This is a genomic window from Candidatus Saccharibacteria bacterium (assembly GCA_016700375.1).
Classification (GTDB): domain Bacteria; phylum Patescibacteriota; class Saccharimonadia; order Saccharimonadales; family UBA4665; genus JAGXIT01.
The window spans coordinates 534,102-546,793 of the sequence record CP065016.1 but is presented as its reverse complement, the minus strand read 5'-3'; the positions used below and the strand labels follow the sequence as shown (position 1 = coordinate 546,793).

The window sequence follows — 12,692 nt, the reverse complement described above, 5'->3', positions numbered from 1 at the left end:
GCAACTAGTTAAATGGTCAGTTATCGTTATTGATGAGCTGGCGTTCATAATCGGCTAGTTTTTCTATGAGGTCATCTATTTGGCCGGCTAGTGCACCTGGGATGTTACTACGGCTGTAGCCAATGCGGTGGTCGGTTATGCGGTCTTGTGGGAAGTTGTAGGTGCGTATTTTTTCACTGCGGTCGCCACTGCCAATCAGCTTTTTTCGGGCGTCGCTGAGCTGTTTGGTTTCTTCATCTATTTTCATTTGGAGCAGACGGGAACGTAGAACGCTGAGCGCTTTCGCCTTATTTTTTATTTGAGACTTTTCGTCTTGGTTGGCCACCACAAGCCCCGTAGGCAAGTGCGTAATACGCACGGCTGAATCGGTGGTGTTTACACTTTGGCCACCGTGGCCGCCACTGCGGTACACATCTATGCGTAGGTCATTTGGGTTGATTTCTATATCGGTTTCTTCTGCCTCGGGCAGTACAGCTACCGTGACAGTCGAGGTATGGATGCGGCCCTGTGACTCGGTGGCGGGTACACGCTGCACGCGGTGAACGCCAGCCTCAAACTTGAGGTGCTTGTACATATCATCACCGCGCATAGCAAATATAATTTCTTTAAAACCGCCGACTTCACTTGGACTTTCGCTTACGAGCTCTGTTTTATAGCCCTTTATTTCACCCCATCTTACGTACATGCGGTAAAGCTCGGCGGCAAAGAGGCTTGATTCGTCACCACCCGCACCAGCCCGGATTTCGATTATTATGTCTTTTTCGTCATTTGGATCTTTTGGGGTGAGTGACTCAATGAGCTTTGCTTCATTTATATTGAGTGCGGACTCAGTAGAAGCCAGTTCGTCCTGTGCGAGTGCTGCTAGCTCAGTATCGTCGCTACTAGTCATCTCTGAGGCTTCACGAAAAGCTTTCTGCAAACGCTTTTTTTCATCAAATAGGAAAACAATACCTTCAAGGTAAGCCTGCCGTTTCGCGAGTTTTGGATAGGAAGGGTCAGCATACACTGAAGAATCCTGCAATTTTAGCTGTAGGTCAGTGAATTCATCTCGGAGGGCTTGCTCTTTCTGGTCCATATCTTCTCCTAGTATAAACAAAACCGCCGAAAGTGTCGTACTTTCAGCGGCTTTAGCGGGTTGCAGCTACTTGGCGTCGTTCTTTTCGTCGGCTGCTTTTTCGGCTTTTTTCTCTGCACGGGCGCTGGCTTTTTTGGCGGCGGCCATACGGGCTTCTTTGGCCTTAGCAGCAGCTTCGGCACGGGCTTTAAACTTGTCGACGCGACCTTCAATGTCAAGAACACGCTCTTCGCCGGTAAAGAACGGGTGGCTCGAGCCGGTAATGTGCACTTTCACCAGCGGATACTCCACACCGTCGAGTGTGATAGTCTCGTCTGTGGCGACCGTACTACGCGTTAGGTAGGTGTGGTTGTTGTTTAGGTCCTGGAACACAACCAGTCGATAGTTTTTCGGATGCAAATCCTTTTTCATTGGTATAACCTCTGCCCGTAAAATGATGGTTAGTATGTTTGGCCTTCGGGTTAGCAGTGGGCGTGCTGCAGTCCGACCTATCCCAAACAGTTAGTCCATATTGTAGCACCTCTGTTGGCAGTTCGCAATATAGGAGTAAAATAAAGCATATATAATACAAATAAAGATCTCATATGTCTCCAGCCGAACAGCAACCAAATACTTTCAATAACTTTGTTGAAGCGCAAGATCTGATGACGCAAAAAATAACGCTAAAACCCGAGAGTGCCGTAAATGAGTTCGTTGGGGGCATAGAATTACCCGCTGCCCTAGAAGCAGAACATATTATGGGTCATAACCAAGAAGCTCTAGCTACTTTTCGTAGTCAAGAACTTCGTCCAGAACATGAAGTGGCAGATGCTGCCGAGGCCGCCGAAGCTGACCCAGGTTTCAATACAAGATCCGAGGGTGAGCGGGCGCTACTCGAAACTATAATAGACGAGGGACGTTTTGTGCTGAAAGGAACGGGAATAAATCCTCCTCCTGGCAAGCAAGCAAGAAGGCGTGGTCCATTTTTTCATGAGGGGATGGAACCTAAAGGCGCAACACTCGAAAGCAAAAAGGCCATTGAAACAGATGGAAACGATTCTATACTCGCCGCCTATTTAGATGCATCTCCTAACGCCACCGAACTTGCAGGCTATATCGACATGATACCACCCGTGAGCGCGGATATTGCTCGGAGGATTGTTGAAAAAATCGCGACTACTGGGCTGCCGAATGACATGTGGAGGGCACTAGGTCGTTTCCCTGAAACTGCAACTGATAGTGGGTTCATGGCAGCACACTTTAAGTACCCAGACGAGATAGCCAAGCTTGCCGCGACGAAATCGTATTTGCTTAGTAGCACAGCGAATATGTTCTTACGGCATGGTACGGCAGTTGAATCGGCCGCACAGTTATACGAGGATGAGCCAGATGAAAGCAGACGCTCGCGCATGCTTCACTATATAGATGTTCTAAATAATCCGCGAGCCACAGAGGTATCAAGGCGTTTTGCCAATAGTATCTTGCGACTTGGCCGCACTGAAGAAATCGGCGAAATTACATATGGAAGTGTTGCGCATGGTGCGGTCACAACATATCGACCGGAACAAAATGTTCTGCGCGATGTTCCTGTTCCTTTGGCTTCGCGTCTCCCTGAATCTTTACGCACAGCAGGCGATATTCCCGAAAAATCACTAACAACCATGACCGATGAAGAGCGTACAATCTGCCTGAAGGACGAATATGTCCAAGTGCATAAGGGTACGGACGGGCGAATAGAGGTCGAAGGTGCCTCCCTGTCTGACCTAAGGGGAGAATACCAGGAACTTGTGCTAGGGGAACGTGTTCAAAATGCGTACGAAAAAAGTCAATCACAGCGGGAGAAGGCAGAACGGTCACAGGCAAATAGAGAAAACGTAGAATCTGGTGCGCGTTTGATTCAAGAAGGGGATTTGATACATACAACAAGCGATGTCGTTACCAGAAACATTCTTCAGAGTGGGTTAGTATGCGGAGAGCTGGCCGCAGAAGTACCAGACGCAGATGCATTTCCATTTAATGTCGACTTCTATAGAATTGACGATGTTGCAGTGAACTTTCCTGACGTGGTTAGTGCGGTAAGTAGCCGCGTGCATGAACGTTCGGTAACATTTGTGCTTTCACGAGATGCTGAATCACAGACACACTATCCTGATAGGTTAGCCGATGTTACTGCAGGTGATGATAACCGCCACAGACTAATACTTGGAGCTGTCCCTTCTACCGAAGTAAAAGCAATCGTATGTCATCAAGGTTCCTCGTTGGATGAATTAAAGAAGGAAATTGCCAAAAATAAAATGTATATTCCTGTGATTGATAACAAAGGAAAAATATTGTTTACGCCTGAGGAATTTGATGCGATGCCTGAAACTAGTTATGAACAGGGAGGGGTATCGAACGATGCTTTTCTTGAGGGCTTAGCTGGAGCTGCAGAAAATTATCGAAATTCGACACCTCCGTGGCTCAGATCATCAAAAACAGAAGAATTGTTTATATAAAAAACTATTCTGCTGGTAGATATTTTGTGAGGGCATGTTATAATACGTTGGCAATTAACTAAGCAGGTGCGGGTGGAAATCCTCTGCGGCGTGGCTTTGCAAGCGCGTTTGTGGTGACCCGGCCGGTGTATAAGGATTGGGGTTAGTAGATAGAAGGTTGTAGGTAGTAGATAGGGTTATCCCAACTACCAACTACCAACTACCAACTACTCCTTTCGTAAGAAAGGAGTCTGCATGGCAGACGTAGATATCAAACAATTACTAGAGGCTGGGGCGCACTTTGGCCACAAGACAGAGCGGTGGCACCCGAAAATGGCGCAGTATATCCACAGCAAGCGTGGTGGTAGCCACATCATAGACCTCACTAAGACAGTCGTAAAGCTTGAAGAGGCCCTCCAAGCCGTCGAGGACGCCGCCAGCAAGAATAAGCAAGTCCTGTTCGTAGGCACCAAGAAACAGGCGCAAGATATTGTAAAAAATCTTGCCGAGGCGACAGGGCAGCCGTATGTTACTGAACGCTGGCTTGGCGGCATGCTAACCAACTGGAACACCGTGGGTGCCCAAATAAAACACCTGGTTGACCTTGAAACCAAGATGGCGAGCGGTGAGCTGGCAAATAAATTCAACAAGCTTGAGGTTCAGCGCTTCCAAGAAGAAATCGATGCCATGAACGTGCTTTACGGTGGCATAAAAGAGCTGAATGCTCGGCCGGGTGTGGTTGTTGTATTTGATATTGTTCATGATACGAACGCGGTAAAAGAAGCCCAGAAGCTAAAACTGCCGATAGTTGGTGTGTGCGATACGAACGCTAACCCCGTAGGTATTACCCACCCAATTCCGTGCAACGACGACGCTATCAAGGCGCTGGAGCTCCTGGCTGACTACTTCCAGGCGGCCGTAGAAGCAGGCAAGGCCAAAAGCAAAGTACCAGAAGACAAAAAAGATTAACCTGTATCCTGTCACATGTCACATAGAATTATCATGTGACGTGTAACAATTGCAGCGGCAATCGTGACAGGACAATCGTTACACCAATGTTACATGTTACACGTAACAGGATAATCAGGAGATTTACAATATGGCAATTACAATTGAAGATATAAAGAGACTGCGTGAGCTTACCGGTGTCGGTATGACCGATGCCAAAAAAGCGCTTGAAGCGAGCGACGGCGACTTCGACGCTGCCCTAAAAGAAATGCGCAAAAAAGGCCTAACCAAGGCCGAAAAACGCGGCGAGCGCGAGGCGAGACAAGGACTTGTCGGCACCTACAACCATGATGGTCGCATAGGTGTCATTGTCGAGGTAAACTGCGAAACAGACTTTGTTGCCCGCAACGAAATTTTCCAAGACCTCGTGAAAGATATTGCCATGCATGTTGCCGCCAGCAATCCTGCACATGTGCAGGCAGATGACATTCCAGCCGAAGACCGCGAAGCCAAAAAACAGGAACTACTCGCGGGCGATGCGCTAAAGGGCAAGCCAGCTGACATGGCGGAAAAAATTGTCGAAGGCCAGCTGTCGAAATACTTTGCCGAGCTGTGCTTGCTTGACCAGCCGTTCATAAAAAACCCCGACCAAACTGTTGGCGACTACGTAAAAGACCACAATGCTCGTCTTGGCGAAAACATCGTCGTCCGCCGCTTCAACCGCATCGCCCTCGGAGAAAAATAGTAGGGTACGCGTATGGGTATTTTCAGAAAACATCGCCCCAAGGGAGCCGAACATTCAGTACAGCCAACCAGCACTCAGGTTGCATCTTGGGTAGAGATGTCTGCTGCCTGGGCATCTAAGAATGTGACTGGGCAGCCGCCGGTATATGATTTCCCGGCGGTTCCCACTGCGGTTCTGGAGATTATCCGTATGGCTCTGGGTAACGAGAATGTTCATAGTCAGACGGCCGCGATATCTGTGGAAGTCATTAGCCGAATCGGAGCCACGGGGATACTAGGTGGGCTCTACCAAAAAACAGCTCTTGGGCCGGACGCAACCGAAGAAGAACTCTTTAGGCTTAGATTCTTCAGGAACGGTGAAGAAGTCATTGCACACCTTCCTCTCTATCCTGAAGACGGGGCATTTGTCATAACACACCCAGACATTGCTAATTTGGTTCTGGATAATACTCCTCAAGGGACAAAACCAAGAAATATTTCACAAATCGGGGCAGATCCACTAAATCCACTCGGTTCTGTGTTTGGCGTGGGTCCATGGGCTAGTAGTGGAGATTAGTCGTCTGTTTTGCACATATCACAAGCCGAGATCGGCTATGCCTATACTGTACACGTATAGACATAAAGTGTATGTATGTGATACATTTTATGTATGAGTAATAAGCAGAGCCAAACAGTCAACATAACCCTCCCGAAAGCTCTTCTGAAAGAGATAGATGCCATCGCGAAGCGAGACTATACCTCTCGCAGCGATATCATCCGGCAGACTTTACTACACCGAATCCGAGCCCAGAAACAGCAAACTTCTGTCGATGAATGGGGTGACGATGGTGATTGGACTACGCTGGTAGACTTTCGAGAAATAAACGCCAACGGCGTGCCTGTGCGCGATGTCGTTCATGCTATAGAAGAAATAATAGCTGAAAAATAGTGCATGACTGATGATATCAAGAAATTTCTCCGTAAGCTGACCAAAAAACAGCTGGAATACGTTCTGCCGTATATGGACAAAATTGAGCGAAATGATCTGGCGGGCTTAGACTGCAAGCCCCTCAGAGGACACAGAGGATTTTTTAGAGTTCGGGCGGGTAGTTATCGAATAGTATTCTACGTAATGGCGGCTGGCGAAAACCGTATTTTGAACGTAGGCAAACGCGACGACCAAACCTATCGCGATTTCTAGTGTGCCAAATTTCTTGTATACTACTGAGAGCATAAGAGAAGGAGCTGTATGAACCCACAGAGTGTTGTTGACGAAACGAAAAAGAAGTTTGCGGGGGCGGTAGAGCATTATCACGAGCAGCTTAAAAGTCTGCGTACGGGGCGGGCCAGTGCGGCTATGCTCGACGGCGTCATAGTTGAAGCCTACGGCACGCCCATGCCACTGAACCAGGTGGCAAATGTGATTGCCCCAGAGGCACAGCTGTTGCAAATAACCCCATTTGACCCAAGCAACCTCCAAGCAATCGCCAGTGCTATACGCGATAACCCGTCTTTGGGCTTGAACCCAAGCGACGACGGGCGGGTTGTGCGAGTACCCATACCAGCACTTACCGAAGAGCGTCGCCGCGAGATAGTGAAGCAACTCGGTAGCAAACAAGAGGACGCCATGATTGCTGTCCGGAACATACGCCATGAAGCCATGGACGCTATAGATTCGGCTAAAAAGGACAAATCTATAGGTGAGGACGACGCCAAGCGACTAAGTACTCAGGTTGAAGATGCTATGCAAAAGACTCGTGCCGATATTGAGACTGCCAGCAAGGCGAAGGAAAGCGATATTCTTTCGCTCTAGAAGAGCTAAGGGCAGAGAGCAAAGGGCGAAGTTCGCAGATAGAACACATATGGCTAGTTTCAAAGACCTGCTAGTTTGGCAAAAGGGCATAGAGCTGAGTGTTGAGACATATGAAGTTGCACGTCAGCTGCCAAAAACGGAACAATACCGACTTGCATCGCAAATCACCAGTGCTGCTACTTCCGTTCCTTCGAATATTGCAGAGGGCTACAGACGCAATAATACGGCAGAATACCGGCATTTTTGTGGGATTGCTCTTGGTTCGGCGGCTGAACTCGAAACACAGCTTATTATCACTCAACGAGTCTTTCCGGACGTGAACAGTACTGTAGCTATGGGGCTAGCAGTGGAAGTGCAGAAGATGCTCACTGGGCTTATCGCAAAATTGCGCTAACTTAGCCCTTTGCCCTTAGCCCTTTGCCCTTTATACTATAAGCAATGGCAATTGTAGTTTTCGTTTTAGGTATCATTCTCTTTCTGCTCCTCATCATCACACACGAGATGGGGCATTTTCTGGTCGCCAAGCGAAATGGCGTGAAGGCCGAGGAGTTTGGCATATTTTTCCCGCCGAAGTTGTGGGGCAAAAAAATGAAAGGCGGGTGGGATTTCACTATAAACGCATTACCTCTCGGTGGGTTTGTGAAGCTAAAGGGCGAACACGATAGCGACACGGAGAAGGGCAGTTTTGGCGCGGCCAGCGACTGGGCAAAGGCAAAGATTATGTTGGCAGGTGTCGCGGTAAATCTCGTAACGGCACTGGTGCTGTTTACTATACTGGCGCTCTTTGGTATGCCGAAGCTGGTTGATAACCAGTTTACCGTTGCCAGCGACACGAAAATTACCCGGCACGACGTGCTTGTTGGGTATGTCGAGGAAAAAACACCGGCCGCGAAAGCCGGGCTGCAAGAAAGAGACAAACTACTTAGCTTTGCGTCTGCGAATAAAACAGTCACCATGAACGGTCAAAAGCTGTCAGAGGTCACGAAGCAGTTTGCGGGGCAAACGGTAACTATTCGGTATGAGCGCGGCGGCCAGAGCCGTTCTACGCAGGCAACGCTGCTCAGTGAAGCTGCCGTCCAGTCAAGCAGCAAAACGAACAATCCCAAAGGCTACCTTGGGGTAGCTCCACAAGAAATTATTTTGCGCCGCTCTACGTGGTCGGCGCCGGTTGTGGCTGTTGGTTTGAGTGCACAGTTTACGCAACTAACACTAAAGGGTATTGGTACGGCACTGAGTGGGCTTGGCGGCATTATTGCAGGCGGGGTCACAGGCAATACCGAAGCGCGGCAGCAAGCTCAGACAGAAGCGAGCAGCCAAGTGTCTGGTCCGCTCGGTATATATTTTGTACTAAAGGGTGGTAGCTCGCTTGGTATACTTTTCATGCTCTTTATCATTGCTATCATATCGCTCACCCTGGCCATTATGAATGTGTTGCCGGTGCCGGCGCTCGACGGCGGACGACTCTACCTTATGCTCGCTAGCCGTTTAACAAAGGCGAAGCGGCTAACCCCCAAAATGGAGGAAAACATTGTTGGGGCGAGTTTTATGCTTTTGATTGGGCTTATTATTTTAATTACCATTGTCGATGTCAAACGCTTCTTCTAGGGGGCCAGTTTTACCAAATGAGGTGAAACACACCGAAGTTAAAACACACATCCCAGGTAAATTGCCACACTCGCAAGTGTCCGAGGGCCGTGCCTGGCAGCCGCTACCAACCGTGCTCTGGACGTTGTTTTTGTATATTGCGCCGCAGATTGCAGCTGCGTTTATACTAGTTTTTGTCCTAACGGGCATGGGTTGGAGCACCGACCGCGCAACGCAGTGGCTGCAGGATGCGGTTAGTGCGCAGTTTTATTACATACTGCTCGCAGAAGCGCTAACGGTGAGCGGCATATACTGGCTGCTACATTGGCATCGGAAGAAATGGAAAGATATCGGGCTGGTACCCTTGCGCCTGCGTGATATCGGGCGGGCACTGCAAGGGTTTGGTGCGTACATTGTTATGTATATTGTCGTTGCGAGCGTGGCAAATGCACTCATACCGTCTCTCGATGTCGAGCAGAAACAACAGATTGGCTTTGAAACTGCCCGGTCGGCCGAGCAGCTACTCCTTGTATTCGTTAGTCTGGTCGTCTTGCCGCCCATAGCTGAAGAAATTGTATTTCGCGGCTATTTATTTACGAGCCTGAGAACTAGGCTTGGTTTTCTGTACGGCGCACTACTTACAAGCATACTGTTTGGGGTTGCACACCTGCAGTTTGGGTCGGGTGAACCGCTGCTATGGATTGCAGCCATTGACACCGCCGTTCTCTCAGTGGTGCTCTGTTACATGCGCGAAAAAACAGGGAGTTTGTGGGCGCCTATATTCATTCACGCCATGAAAAATATGGTCGCATTTTCCTATCTATTTCTGTTCAAATAAGCCGGAGCATAGCGTACAATGGTGGCAATGAAGCGAGTTTTCCACCAACCGGATTCCCGTACTATGCCGCCGCGGCGGTTTCTTGCACGCTAGTAACCCGTATTCATAACTCATAATTAGGACAATCCAATGAAAGTATCACAGCTATTTACCAAAACACTAAAGGAAGCGCCTGCTGACGAAGTTGCCAAAAACGCACAGCTATTAATCCGCGCTGGCTATGTCCACAAGGAGATTGCCGGTGTCTATGCTTACTTGCCGCTTGGTCTTCGTGTCGTTGAGAACATAAAGAAAATAGTGCGCGAGGAAATGGATGCTGCTGGTGGTCAGGAGTTGTTGATGACGACGTTGCAGCCAAGCGACATATGGCAAAAAACAAATCGCTGGGACGACGCAGTGGTAGATAACTGGTTCAAAACCAAGTTGCTAAATGGTACAGAACTAGGAGTTGGCCTAACCCACGAAGAGCCAATTGTCGACGCGGCAATGCCGTACATTACATCGTATAAGGATTTGCCGAAGTCGGTTTACCAGATTGGTGCAAAGTTCCGCAACGAAAAACGCGCCAAGTCGGGCGTGCTGCGCGGCCGCGAATTTATTATGAAAGACATGTACACGTTTGCGCGCGACCAGCGGCAGCACGAAGAAGTCTACGAACAGATTGCAGCGGCTTACCATAAGGTGTATGAACGCTTAGGCATCGGTGATAGCACATTCCGGGTCAAAGCCGATGGCGGCATATTTACCAAGCGTTTCAGTGACGAGTTTCAAACGCTGAGCCCTATAGGCGAGGACACTATTTTTCATGTACCAGACACGAGCGAGTATTATAACCGCGAGGTAGCTCCTTCGAAGGCGCCCGACGGCGAGGCATCTACTGACGAGCAGCTGGCCATGGAAGCATGCCACACGCCTGGCGTTGTGGGCGTTGAGCAGCTTGCGGATGTACTTGGTGTGCCTGTAGCGCGTACTGTTAAAACCATGTTGTATATGGTTGATGGTGCGGTGGTGGCCGTAGCAGTTAGGGGCGATTACTCGGTAAGCGAAGTGAAGTTGCGTATGGCACTCCAGGCAACAGCAGTTGCTTTGGCAGACGCCGACACCGTTCGGGAAGTTACAGGGGCAGAGGTAGGATTTGCTGGTTTGCTCGGCTTGCCAGAAGCAGTCAGGTGGGTCGTAGATGATTCGGTAGCGTCACTGCAAAACTTTGAACTTGGTGCCAATAAAACTGACTACCATAACAAAAACGTCAACTGGGACAGAGACTTGCCGCGGCCAGAACAGTTTTATGACGTGAAAGAAGCAAAAGAGGGCGATATCAACCCAGCGTCCGGCAAAGTCTACGAGGTCATGAAAGCCGTTGAGGTTGGCAATATCTTTCCGCTTGAAACAAAGTACACCGATGCATTTGACATGTTCTATACCGATGAGCAGGGTGACAGGCAGCCCATAATTATGGGGTGCTACGGTATAGGGGTAAGTCGCCTGCTGGGTGTGCTTGCAGAACATTTTAGTGATGAGCGTGGTTTAGTGTGGCCGGATGCTGTTGCGCCGTACCGGTTGTATATTGCGCAGTTGGGAAATGACGAAGCAGTTGCGTCTGCAGCGGAGAAATTGTGCGAAATCGCACAGTCTTGGGGGGTGAGTGTGCTGTATGATGACACCGACAAACGCCCAGGTGAAAAGTTCGCCGATGCCGACTTGCTCGGTATTCCACACCGTATTGTTATTAGTCCTAAAACAATCGAAGCAGGTACCTATGAATATAAAGCGCGTACGTCAGAAGCAACCGAGATGGTGTCAATCGACAGACTCAAAAACATATTGACCCAAGTATAGAAACCCAGTAGTATACCAAGGCTAAACGACCGAAACAGGTTCAGCCACATGAGCACAAAAGGAGGATACAAGTATGAAGAAGTTATTTCATTTGACCCAAGAAGGTATAAAGGAACTTGAGGCCGAGAAAGCAGAGTTGCTTGTAAGGCGTGCCGAAACGGCCGAGGCTATTAAGGTTGCTCGGGAACTCGGTGATTTAGCCGAAAACGCTGAATACCAATCAGCTCGCGCGGATCAGGAACGCAATGACGGTCGGCTGGAAGAAATAGACCACATTCTTGCTAACGTAGAGGTCATAAAAGCTCGTAAGAGCAAGCAGGTAGGGCTTGGCTCTACTGTCACGCTCAAGCACCCCAAAGGCAATGAAGTTACTGTACAAATAGTCGGTACCATAGAGGCCGACCCGGCAGTAGACAAAATCTCAGACGAATCACCAATTGGCAAAGCCCTCTTGGGCAAGAAAGAAGGCGACTCAGTAGACATCGTCAAGCCTGCCGAAACCGTTACCTACAAAGTCCTCTCTATCCGCTAATTGCTTTACATTTTGGCTTCTGGGGGCGACAATACTGCTATAAGCAGGAGGGGAATGGGATGAAAATGACAGATGAAAATAACCCTAACGAGGTGAAAACATCGAATACCAAGGCAGTAACACTGCGGGTGAACCCGTGGTGGTTGAGTGCGGTACTTGCTGTCGGGTTAGTTGCCGTCGTAGCACTGTGGCGGCCATGGGATAGCCAGCCGAGCGCTAGTGACCGCACCGTGAGCGTGAGTGGCAGCGCAACGCTGAAAGCAGAACCAGATGAATACGTTTTTTACCCGAGCTACGAGTTCAAAAATGCCGATAAAACTGCGGGGTTAAAAGAACTTACCGCCAAAAGCGATGAAGTAGTGGCGGGCTTGAAAAAAGCTGGCGTGGCAGACAAGGACATAAAAACGAACGCGAGCGGCTACCGGGATTATTATTTTTATGATGAAGAGAGTAAAACCCATACCTATACGCTGCAAGTTACTGCCGTTACTCACACACGCGACGCAGCCCAAAAGGCGCAAGATTATTTACTAACAACAAATCCTAGTGGCGCAGTAACGCCGCAGGCGACATTTAGTACGGCTAAGCAGAAAGAGCTCGAAGCAAAAGGTCGCGACCAGGCTACCAAAGAAGCTCGAGCTAAAGCTGACCAGCAAGCAAAAAACCTTGGGTTTAAGCTGGGTAAGGTAAAAAGTGTCGAAGACAGCGACAGAGGCAACGGCGGCCCCATACCCCTTATGGCTATGGATGCGGTTAAGTCATCTACGGAAGCCTCTGCACAGTCGCTCGGCGTCCAACCCGGTGAAAACGAGCTGACCTACAGCGTCCAAGTGACGTACTACATCCGCTAAACATATACTAGAAATTTTAATGTACTAACCCCAGTG

15 protein-coding genes are annotated in these 12,692 nt (G+C 49.1%); 13 read left to right on the top strand and 2 right to left on the bottom strand.

The genetic code is table 11. The features are described 5' to 3' along the window. Nucleotides 1-16: 16 nt before the first annotated feature. Nucleotides 17-1,075, bottom strand: a complete 1,059-nt coding sequence (prfA, locus tag IPP75_02920) for a peptide chain release factor 1 (GenBank protein ID QQS70063.1) — start codon at nt 1,073-1,075, stop codon at nt 17-19. Nucleotides 1,076-1,141: 66 nt separating this feature from the next. Then, nucleotides 1,142-1,486: a type B 50S ribosomal protein L31 gene (locus IPP75_02915; GenBank protein QQS70062.1), complete on the bottom strand. Its 345-nt coding sequence runs from the start codon at nt 1,484-1,486 to the stop codon at nt 1,142-1,144. Between the two features lie 173 nt (nt 1,487-1,659). Between IPP75_02915 and IPP75_02910 the strand changes: the two genes are divergently transcribed. From IPP75_02910 to IPP75_02850, 13 genes are all read left to right on the top strand, one after another. Then, on the top strand, nt 1,660-3,549 hold the full coding sequence (locus tag IPP75_02910; protein QQS70061.1) for a hypothetical protein: 1,890 nt from the start codon (nt 1,660-1,662) through the stop codon (nt 3,547-3,549). Nucleotides 3,550-3,783: 234 nt separating this feature from the next. Next, on the top strand, nt 3,784-4,497 hold the full coding sequence (gene rpsB, locus IPP75_02905; GenBank protein QQS70060.1) for a 30S ribosomal protein S2: 714 nt from the start codon (nt 3,784-3,786) through the stop codon (nt 4,495-4,497). A 130-nt stretch (nt 4,498-4,627) separates the two neighbouring features. Next, a complete protein-coding gene (tsf, locus tag IPP75_02900) occupies nt 4,628-5,221 on the top strand; it encodes a translation elongation factor Ts (GenBank protein ID QQS70059.1) in 594 nt (197 codons plus the stop codon). 12 nt (nt 5,222-5,233) lie between these two features. Further along, a complete protein-coding gene (locus IPP75_02895; protein ID QQS70058.1) occupies nt 5,234-5,776 on the top strand; it encodes a hypothetical protein in 543 nt (180 codons plus the stop codon). Nucleotides 5,777-5,869: 93 nt separating this feature from the next. After that, the gene (locus IPP75_02890; GenBank protein ID QQS70057.1) at nt 5,870-6,148 is read left to right on the top strand and encodes a type II toxin-antitoxin system HicB family antitoxin; all 279 of its coding nucleotides are present in this window, start codon (nt 5,870-5,872) and stop codon (nt 6,146-6,148) included. Nucleotides 6,149-6,151: 3 nt separating this feature from the next. Beyond that, nucleotides 6,152-6,400, top strand: coding sequence for a hypothetical protein (locus IPP75_02885; protein QQS70056.1), 249 nt, complete (start codon nt 6,152-6,154; stop codon nt 6,398-6,400). A 48-nt stretch (nt 6,401-6,448) separates the two neighbouring features. Beyond that, a complete protein-coding gene (frr, locus tag IPP75_02880; protein ID QQS70055.1) occupies nt 6,449-7,012 on the top strand; it encodes a ribosome recycling factor in 564 nt (187 codons plus the stop codon). 49 nt (nt 7,013-7,061) lie between these two features. Beyond that, complete coding sequence (locus IPP75_02875) at nt 7,062-7,406, top strand: four helix bundle protein (GenBank protein QQS70054.1); 345 nt, start codon at nt 7,062-7,064, stop codon at nt 7,404-7,406. A 44-nt stretch (nt 7,407-7,450) separates the two neighbouring features. Next, complete coding sequence (locus IPP75_02870; protein QQS70053.1) at nt 7,451-8,617, top strand: site-2 protease family protein; 1,167 nt, start codon at nt 7,451-7,453, stop codon at nt 8,615-8,617. Next, nucleotides 8,598-9,434, top strand: coding sequence for a CPBP family intramembrane metalloprotease (locus IPP75_02865; GenBank protein ID QQS70052.1), 837 nt, complete (start codon nt 8,598-8,600; stop codon nt 9,432-9,434). Before IPP75_02870 ends, IPP75_02865 begins: the two co-directional genes overlap by 20 nt. 129 nt (nt 9,435-9,563) lie before the next feature. Beyond that, nucleotides 9,564-11,273, top strand: a complete 1,710-nt coding sequence (locus IPP75_02860) for a proline--tRNA ligase (protein ID QQS70051.1) — start codon at nt 9,564-9,566, stop codon at nt 11,271-11,273. Nucleotides 11,274-11,346: 73 nt separating this feature from the next. After that, nucleotides 11,347-11,805 carry a transcription elongation factor GreA gene (gene greA, locus IPP75_02855; GenBank protein QQS70050.1) on the top strand — a complete coding sequence of 153 codons (459 nt, stop codon included), beginning with the start codon at nt 11,347-11,349 and terminating at the stop codon, nt 11,803-11,805. Nucleotides 11,806-11,870: 65 nt separating this feature from the next. Further along, nucleotides 11,871-12,656 (top strand): SIMPL domain-containing protein, encoded by a 786-nt coding sequence (locus IPP75_02850; protein ID QQS70049.1) that lies wholly within the window; start codon nt 11,871-11,873, stop codon nt 12,654-12,656. The last annotated feature ends 36 nt before the right edge of the window (nt 12,657-12,692 follow it).

What these genes read in the sequence shown, in the direction of transcription:
- prfA (QQS70063.1), bottom strand. Translation starts at nt 1,075, where the DNA reads ATGGACCAGAAAGAGCAAGCCCTCCGAGATGAATTCACTGACCTACAG.
- IPP75_02915 (QQS70062.1), bottom strand. Translation starts at nt 1,486, where the DNA reads ATGAAAAAGGATTTGCATCCGAAAAACTATCGACTGGTTGTGTTCCAG.
- IPP75_02910 (QQS70061.1), top strand. Translation starts at nt 1,660, where the DNA reads ATGTCTCCAGCCGAACAGCAACCAAATACTTTCAATAACTTTGTTGAA.
- rpsB (QQS70060.1), top strand. Translation starts at nt 3,784, where the DNA reads ATGGCAGACGTAGATATCAAACAATTACTAGAGGCTGGGGCGCACTTT.
- tsf (QQS70059.1), top strand. Translation starts at nt 4,628, where the DNA reads ATGGCAATTACAATTGAAGATATAAAGAGACTGCGTGAGCTTACCGGT.
- IPP75_02895 (QQS70058.1), top strand. Translation starts at nt 5,234, where the DNA reads ATGGGTATTTTCAGAAAACATCGCCCCAAGGGAGCCGAACATTCAGTA.
- IPP75_02890 (QQS70057.1), top strand. Translation starts at nt 5,870, where the DNA reads ATGAGTAATAAGCAGAGCCAAACAGTCAACATAACCCTCCCGAAAGCT.
- IPP75_02885 (QQS70056.1), top strand. Translation starts at nt 6,152, where the DNA reads ATGACTGATGATATCAAGAAATTTCTCCGTAAGCTGACCAAAAAACAG.
- frr (QQS70055.1), top strand. Translation starts at nt 6,449, where the DNA reads ATGAACCCACAGAGTGTTGTTGACGAAACGAAAAAGAAGTTTGCGGGG.
- IPP75_02875 (QQS70054.1), top strand. Translation starts at nt 7,062, where the DNA reads ATGGCTAGTTTCAAAGACCTGCTAGTTTGGCAAAAGGGCATAGAGCTG.
- IPP75_02870 (QQS70053.1), top strand. Translation starts at nt 7,451, where the DNA reads ATGGCAATTGTAGTTTTCGTTTTAGGTATCATTCTCTTTCTGCTCCTC.
- IPP75_02865 (QQS70052.1), top strand. Translation starts at nt 8,598, where the DNA reads ATGTCAAACGCTTCTTCTAGGGGGCCAGTTTTACCAAATGAGGTGAAA.
- IPP75_02860 (QQS70051.1), top strand. Translation starts at nt 9,564, where the DNA reads ATGAAAGTATCACAGCTATTTACCAAAACACTAAAGGAAGCGCCTGCT.
- greA (QQS70050.1), top strand. Translation starts at nt 11,347, where the DNA reads ATGAAGAAGTTATTTCATTTGACCCAAGAAGGTATAAAGGAACTTGAG.
- IPP75_02850 (QQS70049.1), top strand. Translation starts at nt 11,871, where the DNA reads ATGACAGATGAAAATAACCCTAACGAGGTGAAAACATCGAATACCAAG.